At 73.1% G+C, this 5,880-nt stretch carries 5 protein-coding genes and 1 pseudogene; 5 read left to right on the forward strand and 1 reads right to left on the reverse strand.

Translation table 11 applies throughout. The features are described 5' to 3' along the window. A pseudogene (locus CCN33_RS18620) lies at positions 1-206 on the reverse strand (M4 family metallopeptidase); the annotation flags it as partial. Between the two features lie 314 nt (positions 207-520). On the opposite strand from CCN33_RS18620, the gene CCN33_RS18625 reads away from it, so the two are divergent. From CCN33_RS18625 to CCN33_RS18645, 5 genes are all read left to right on the forward strand, one after another. Continuing rightward, a complete protein-coding gene (locus tag CCN33_RS18625) occupies positions 521-1,732 on the forward strand; it encodes a serine hydrolase domain-containing protein (RefSeq protein ID WP_086694710.1) in 1,212 nt (403 codons plus the stop codon). Positions 1,733-1,804: 72 nt separating this feature from the next. After that, positions 1,805-2,482 carry an AIM24 family protein gene (locus CCN33_RS18630; RefSeq protein ID WP_086694711.1) on the forward strand — a complete coding sequence of 226 codons (678 nt, stop codon included), beginning with the start codon at positions 1,805-1,807 and terminating at the stop codon, positions 2,480-2,482. A gap of 176 nt (positions 2,483-2,658) precedes the next feature. Then, a complete protein-coding gene (locus tag CCN33_RS18635; RefSeq protein WP_086694712.1) occupies positions 2,659-3,699 on the forward strand; it encodes a tetratricopeptide repeat protein in 1,041 nt (346 codons plus the stop codon). After that, positions 3,696-4,694 carry a polyprenyl synthetase family protein gene (locus CCN33_RS18640; protein WP_086694713.1) on the forward strand — a complete coding sequence of 333 codons (999 nt, stop codon included), beginning with the start codon at positions 3,696-3,698 and terminating at the stop codon, positions 4,692-4,694. The genes CCN33_RS18635 and CCN33_RS18640 overlap by 4 nt, the downstream gene beginning before the upstream one ends. A 115-nt stretch (positions 4,695-4,809) precedes the next feature. Further along, positions 4,810-5,844 carry a hypothetical protein gene (locus CCN33_RS18645; protein ID WP_086694714.1) on the forward strand — a complete coding sequence of 345 codons (1,035 nt, stop codon included), beginning with the start codon at positions 4,810-4,812 and terminating at the stop codon, positions 5,842-5,844. The last annotated feature ends 36 nt before the right edge of the window (positions 5,845-5,880 follow it).

Below are 5,880 nucleotides of genomic sequence, written 5' to 3' on the forward strand. Positions count from 1 at the left end.
CCGACCCCGGAGGCGTCGGCGTGGGCGACGGCGGCCGCGCGGGCGGCGTTCACCACGGGGGCGGTCCGTGCGGTGGTCCGGACGGCTTCGGCGGCCTTGCGGGCCGTCGAGGGCGCGGGGCGGGCGAAGGCCGTGCCGGCCAGGCCCGTGGCCGCCGTCGCCACCGCGACGGCGACGGCCACACTGCGTATGTGCGGTCTGCGCACCAGGGGTTGTTCCTTCGTTCGACGGCGGCCGGACACGCCGGCCGCCGTGACACATGGCGCCGTTGGGCAGCCATCGGGGCAGGCGGGTCGCGCCCCGAGGGCTCACCCTTTCGGATGAGTCATGGCCACGTAAAGAAGGAATGATCCATTTCGCTGCTCTCCGGGACAATCCTTTACCCAAAGGACACCCCGGAGTGATCGCCGCATGGCCGACTGTGTGTCGACTGGGGAGACGGGCCGTCAATCCCCTAGGTTCCAGGCCGGAATGTGACGCATGTCGCAGCAACGGCGGTGTGGACGGGAGTGGTGACCTGATGGTCTCGGCAACGGTAGGCAGGAGCGCGGCACTCGGGGCGGTGGCGTTGTCGCTCCTCGTCGTCCCCGCACAGGCGGCGACCGGCGCGAAGGGCGCGGCGGCCGCGCTCCCCGCGCCCGACACGGCGGGCGTGGACGGGGTGCTGCGCACGGTCCGCGCCCAGGGCGCCCCGGCCGCGCTGGCCCGGATCGACGACCACGGCCGCAGCCATCTGATCAGCCGCGGCGTCGCCGACCGGGGCACCGGCCGCGCGGCGAGCACCGCAGACCGGTTCCGCATCGGCAGCGTGACCAAGACGTTCTCCTCGGTCGTCCTGCTCCAACTGGCCGACGAGGGCAAGCTGGACCTGGACGCTCCGGTGAACCGGTACCTGCCGAAGCTGCTGCCGGGCGACGGCATCACCGTGCGGCACGTGCTGAGCCACCGCAGCGGGCTGTACGACTACACCAACGACATGTTCGCCCAGAGCGTCTCCGGCTTCGAGGCCGTGCGCAAGAAGGTGTTCACCTATCCCCAGCTGGTCGCGCTCTCCCTGAAGAAGCCGCGCGTCAACGCGCCGGGCGCGGCGTACTCGTACTCCAACACCAACTTCGTGATCGCGGGCATGCTCATCGAGAAGCTCACCGGACGCCCGGTCAAGGAGGCGTACCAGAACCGGATCACGGGCCCGCTGAAGCTGCGGGACACCTTCTACGTCCACCCCGACACCAGGATTCCCGGCCGGTTCGCGCGCGGCTATCTGACCCCGGACCGGTCCGGCGACCCGCTGGTCGACGCGACCGAGCAGACCGTGTCCTGGGCGCAGAGCGCGGGCGCCGTCATCTCCACCGCCAAGGACCTGAACACCTTCTACCGGGCGCTGCTCGGCGGCAAGCTGCTCTCCGCGGCCCGGCTCGCCCAGATGGAGCGCTTCACCAAGGTCGACGCGACCACGGCGTACGGCCTCGGCCTGCGCCGCCGCGACCTGTCCTGCGGGGTGTCGGTGTACGGGCACACCGGCGCGGTGCAGGGCTACTACACCTACGCGTTCGCCACGAAGGACGGCAAGCGTGCGCTGACGGCGGTGGCCACCACCTCCAACAACGGCAAGGTCCTCAACGCGCTGGCGGGCGCCCTGGAGCCGGCGTTCTGCGGCAAGAGCGCCAAGCAGCGGCGCGGCCCGGTGCTGGTGGAGCGCAACGCGGACATCGCCCCGGCAGCGGCGCGCTGAACTGCCCGTCCCGGACGGCCCTTCCCTCGCGTGATCTTGGCGGAACGGGTCCGTCCGGGACACCATGCGCTCATGAAGGGTGACCTCTTTTCCAGTGAGCACATGGTCCGTCCGGCCGTCGAGCCGGGGATGGCGATAGAGAACGGCAAGTGCGTCAGGTACGCGGTGGACGGTGAGATGCTGGCCCGCCAGGGCGCGATGATCGCCCATCGGGGCAGCCTCCAGTTCGAGCGCAAGGGCCAGGGCGTGGGCGGCATGCTCAAGCGCGCGGTGACCGGCGAGGGGCTCCCGCTGATGTCGGTGCGCGGGCGGGGCGAGGCCTGGTTCGCGCACGAGGCCCAGAACTGTTTCATCGTCGAGGTGGAGCCCGGCGACCAGTTCACCGTCAACGGCCGCAACGTGCTGTGTTTCGACGCCTCGCTGTCCTACGAGATCAAGACCGTGAAGGGCTCCGGCATCGCGGGCGGCGGCCTGTTCAACAGTGTCTTCAGCGGGCACGGCAGACTCGGTCTGATCTGCGAGGGCAACCCGCTGGTGATCCCGGTGTCCGAGCAGGCACCGGTGTACGTCGACACGGACGCGGTGGTCGGCTGGACCGCTAACCTGCGCACCTCACTGCACCGCTCGCAGTCCATAGGGTCGATGCTGCGCGGCGGTTCGGGCGAAGCCGTCCAGCTCATGCTCCAGGGCGAGGGCGTCGTGGTGGTCCGGCCCAGCGAGGCCACCCCGCAGAAGCCCCAACAGCACTGATTCCGTACGGGGGTTCCCCGCGCCACTCGGAGTGATCCGCGTCGCACGGGCAACCCCCGTCGCCGTGCCCGCGTCTTGCCCCACGACCGACCACGCCCCGGCCCCCCGGTGGACCGGGGCGCTTCGCCCCTGTGCTATACGCGTCGCGTATACACGTGGTGTATAGAAAGGTTCACATGTACGGCAAGGCATCCGCCCCGGAGTATCAGGGCGCCCTGACCACCCTGTCCGTCAATTCCTCGCTGACCGATGTGCTCGCCGAGGGGCTGGAGCGGCTGCGCGAGGCCGAGCGGGCCGGGCACCCCGCAGAGGTGGCCCGTTGCGGTCTCGCGGTGGCCGAGGCACACCGGCGGCTCGGCAGCACGGCAGAGGCCGACCGCGCGTGGAAGGCGAGTTACCGGGCGGCCCGCACGGCCGGGGACACCGGGGCGATGGCGTGGGCGCTGTGGAGCGGCGGCACGCTGGCCCGGCAGCGGGGGGCGTTCCCGCTGGCCTGGCGGCTGCTGGGGCTGGCGGCCGAACTCGGTGAGCGCGGTGGCGACGTCGTCGTCCGGGGCTACTCGCTGGCCGGGCTGGCGGAGACCGGCCGCATCCAGGGCGACTACGCGGCCGTCGGCCGGCTGCACGAACAACTGCTGGCCGAGGCCCGCAGGCGCGGGGAGGCCCGGCACACGGTGTGGGCGCTGGAGGGCATCGCCCAGATGCACCGCAACACCGGTGACTTCGACCGGGCGTACGCGCTGTTCGAGGAGGCGGCCGAGATAGCCGGGCGCGCCGACGACCGGCGCGGCCACGCCTGGGCGCTGCGCGGGCTCGCGGACATCCTCTCGGCGCGGGACGGGGACACCGGCCGGGCCCTGGAGCTGCTGTCCCGGGCGGAGGAGACGTGCCGGACGATGAACCTGTCCAGCGCGCTCGCCTACAACCACAAGATGCGCGGCAACGTCTTCTACCGCGCCGGGCGTTACGAGGAGGCGCGGGACCTGTACGCCCTGGCACTGTCCGAGTTCCGCACGATGGACGAACCCCGCGGCGAGGCGCTGTCCCGGCTGGGTCTGGCCAAGTCCCTGGCCCGGCTGGGCCGGGACCCGGAGGAGACGGCGGCCGAACTGGCCGAGCTGGCCCTCGTGCTGGAGCGCTCGGGGCTGCGGCACGCGCGGGAGATGGTGGCGCGGGCGCAGGCCGAGTTCGTGCCCGAGGCGGAGGGTGCCCGGTGACGGCGGTGTTCCGCGCGGAGCGGATCTCGGCGGACCAGGTCCTGTCTGCAACAGGTCAGTTGGTCCGGCCCGCGCTGCGGGAGGCGGTCGCCGGGCTGCACCCGTGGCTGGCCGAGATGGCCGCGTACTCCTTCGGCTGGCGGGAGGGAGCGGAGGCCGGCGGCAAGGGGGTGCGGCAGGCGCTGGCGGTGCTGGGCGCGCGGGCTGCCGGTGCCGATGCCGGGGCGGGGGTGCCGGGCGCGGTCGCGGTGGAGCTGGTGCACGCCTTCTCGCTGCTGCACGACGACATCATGGACGGCGACGCCACCCGGCGCGGCCGCCCGGCACTGTGGAAGGCCTACGGCACGGGTCCCGCCGTTCTCGCCGGGGACGCCCTGTTCGCACTGGCCGTCGGCGTCCTGGCCGATGTCCCCGGCGGGATGCGGCTGCTCTCGGGCGCGCTGGCCGAGGTGATGCGGGGGCAGGCGGACGACCTGCTGTTCGCCTCGCGGCCCTGGACGGGCCCGGAAGCGGTGACGCCCGAGGAGTACCGGGTGATGGCGGAGGGCAAGACGGGTGCGCTGCTGGGCTGTTCGCTCGCGCTCGGCGCGCTGCTGGCCGGCGCTCCGCGCCCGGTCGTCGCCGCGCTGGACCGGGCCGGGCGGCACGCGGGCGTCGCCTTCCAGCTCGCGGACGACGTGCTGGGCATCTGGGGCCGCACCGAGGTCACCGGCAAGCCGGTGGGCGGTGACCTGCGCGAGGGCAAGAGGACGTACCCGGTGGTGACCGCGCTCGCCGCCCCCGAGGGCGCCCGCCTGCCCGGCCTGCTCCGCGGGCACCGTACCGCGGAGGCGGCGGCGCTGATCGAGGCGGCGGGCGGCCGGGCCGCGGCCCTGGCGGAGGCCCGGGCCCACATGGCCGCCGCCCGTACGCTGCTCGACGGGCTGCCGCTGGAGCCGGGCGCGGCGGCCGAGCTGGGCGCCCTGCTGGACACGCTCGCCCACCGCGAGCGCTGAGGGAGCGGGTGGCGACTGCGGCCAAACATCGCCTATCGGGCCATATAGGCTGCCCTCGGCGCCCGGCCGGCCGGGTGGCCGCACCCCCGAGCCCCCGTACGCAGGAGAGCCATCCGTGACCCTGGCCATCGACCCCTCCGAGACGACTGCCCCCGCTCCGGCACCCCTGTCCGACCTGGTCGCGCGTGACGCCCGCGAGTTCGGGGTGTACGCGCGCACCGGCGGCTGGGCCTTCGCGCTGATGGTGGCGCGCAGTGTGCGGCCGGGCGGGCAGGCGGCCGGGGAGACCCCGAAGGTGTCCGCGAAGGAGTTCGCGGAACTGGCGGAGTGCTCCCCGGAGCGGGTCATGCGCTACTACCGGGCGTGGGACCGGGCCGCCGACGACGGCCTGGTCCCGCAGTTCGAGACGCTCGAGCCGGGCCAGGACGTCCGACTCCCCGACTCCGACGTCTGGTTGAGCTACTACTCCTCCCGTAGCAGCGCCACCTCCGAGCGTGGCACGGCCATCGCGGAGGCCGCCGAGGCCGAGGGCATCCGGCCGACCAAGGCGCTGGAGGTGGCCGAGAACCCGACCGCGCTGCGCGCCGCCATCCTGGCCGATCCCTCCACGGCCCGCGCGGCCCGCTCCGCCCTGCTGGACCGGATCAAGGAGGACCCGGAGCTCCAGGCCGAGCTGGCGCGGGACGTGGTGCGCACCGACGACCTGAAGAAGGCCGTCGCCACCGAGAGCCGCGCCGCCGACAAGATCGGCTACGTCCGGCAGATCGCGGAGTCCGGGCAGATCAGGACCCCGGCGGGACAGACCGTCGAGGCCCCCGCGGAACTCCGCGAGGAGGCCGAGCGCCATCTGTCGCTGATCGACGAGCTGGAGGACGACGAGGACACCGGCGAGTGGGCGGTGGAGGCGTACGACACGCTGAAGACGCTGGTCGCCGACACCGTCGAGGCCGACCCCGAACTCCGGGTGCAGGAACGGCGCACCAAGTTCTACGGCAGCCTGCAGAAGGCGACCCGCGCCTTCGAGGAGCTGACCTTCGACGATGCCCGGGACTTCTACGAGGACGACATGGTCCGGCGTCTGGAGGAGTTGCAACAGGCGATCGGCTCCTGTCTCACCGCGCTGCGCGGCGCCGTGGGAGACACCCCGTAGGGACGCGCGGCAGGGGCATGAGTACCGGTACTCATG

The organism is Streptomyces recifensis (assembly GCF_002154615.1).
Lineage (GTDB): Bacteria > Actinomycetota > Actinomycetes > Streptomycetales > Streptomycetaceae > Streptomyces > Streptomyces griseoluteus.

Excerpts from the sequence above, each read along its gene's own strand:
- CCN33_RS18625 (WP_086694710.1), top strand. The coding sequence starts at position 521 with ATGGTCTCGGCAACGGTAGGCAGGAGCGCGGCACTCGGGGCGGTGGCG.
- CCN33_RS18630 (WP_086694711.1), top strand. The coding sequence starts at position 1,805 with ATGAAGGGTGACCTCTTTTCCAGTGAGCACATGGTCCGTCCGGCCGTC.
- CCN33_RS18635 (WP_086694712.1), top strand. The coding sequence starts at position 2,659 with ATGTACGGCAAGGCATCCGCCCCGGAGTATCAGGGCGCCCTGACCACC.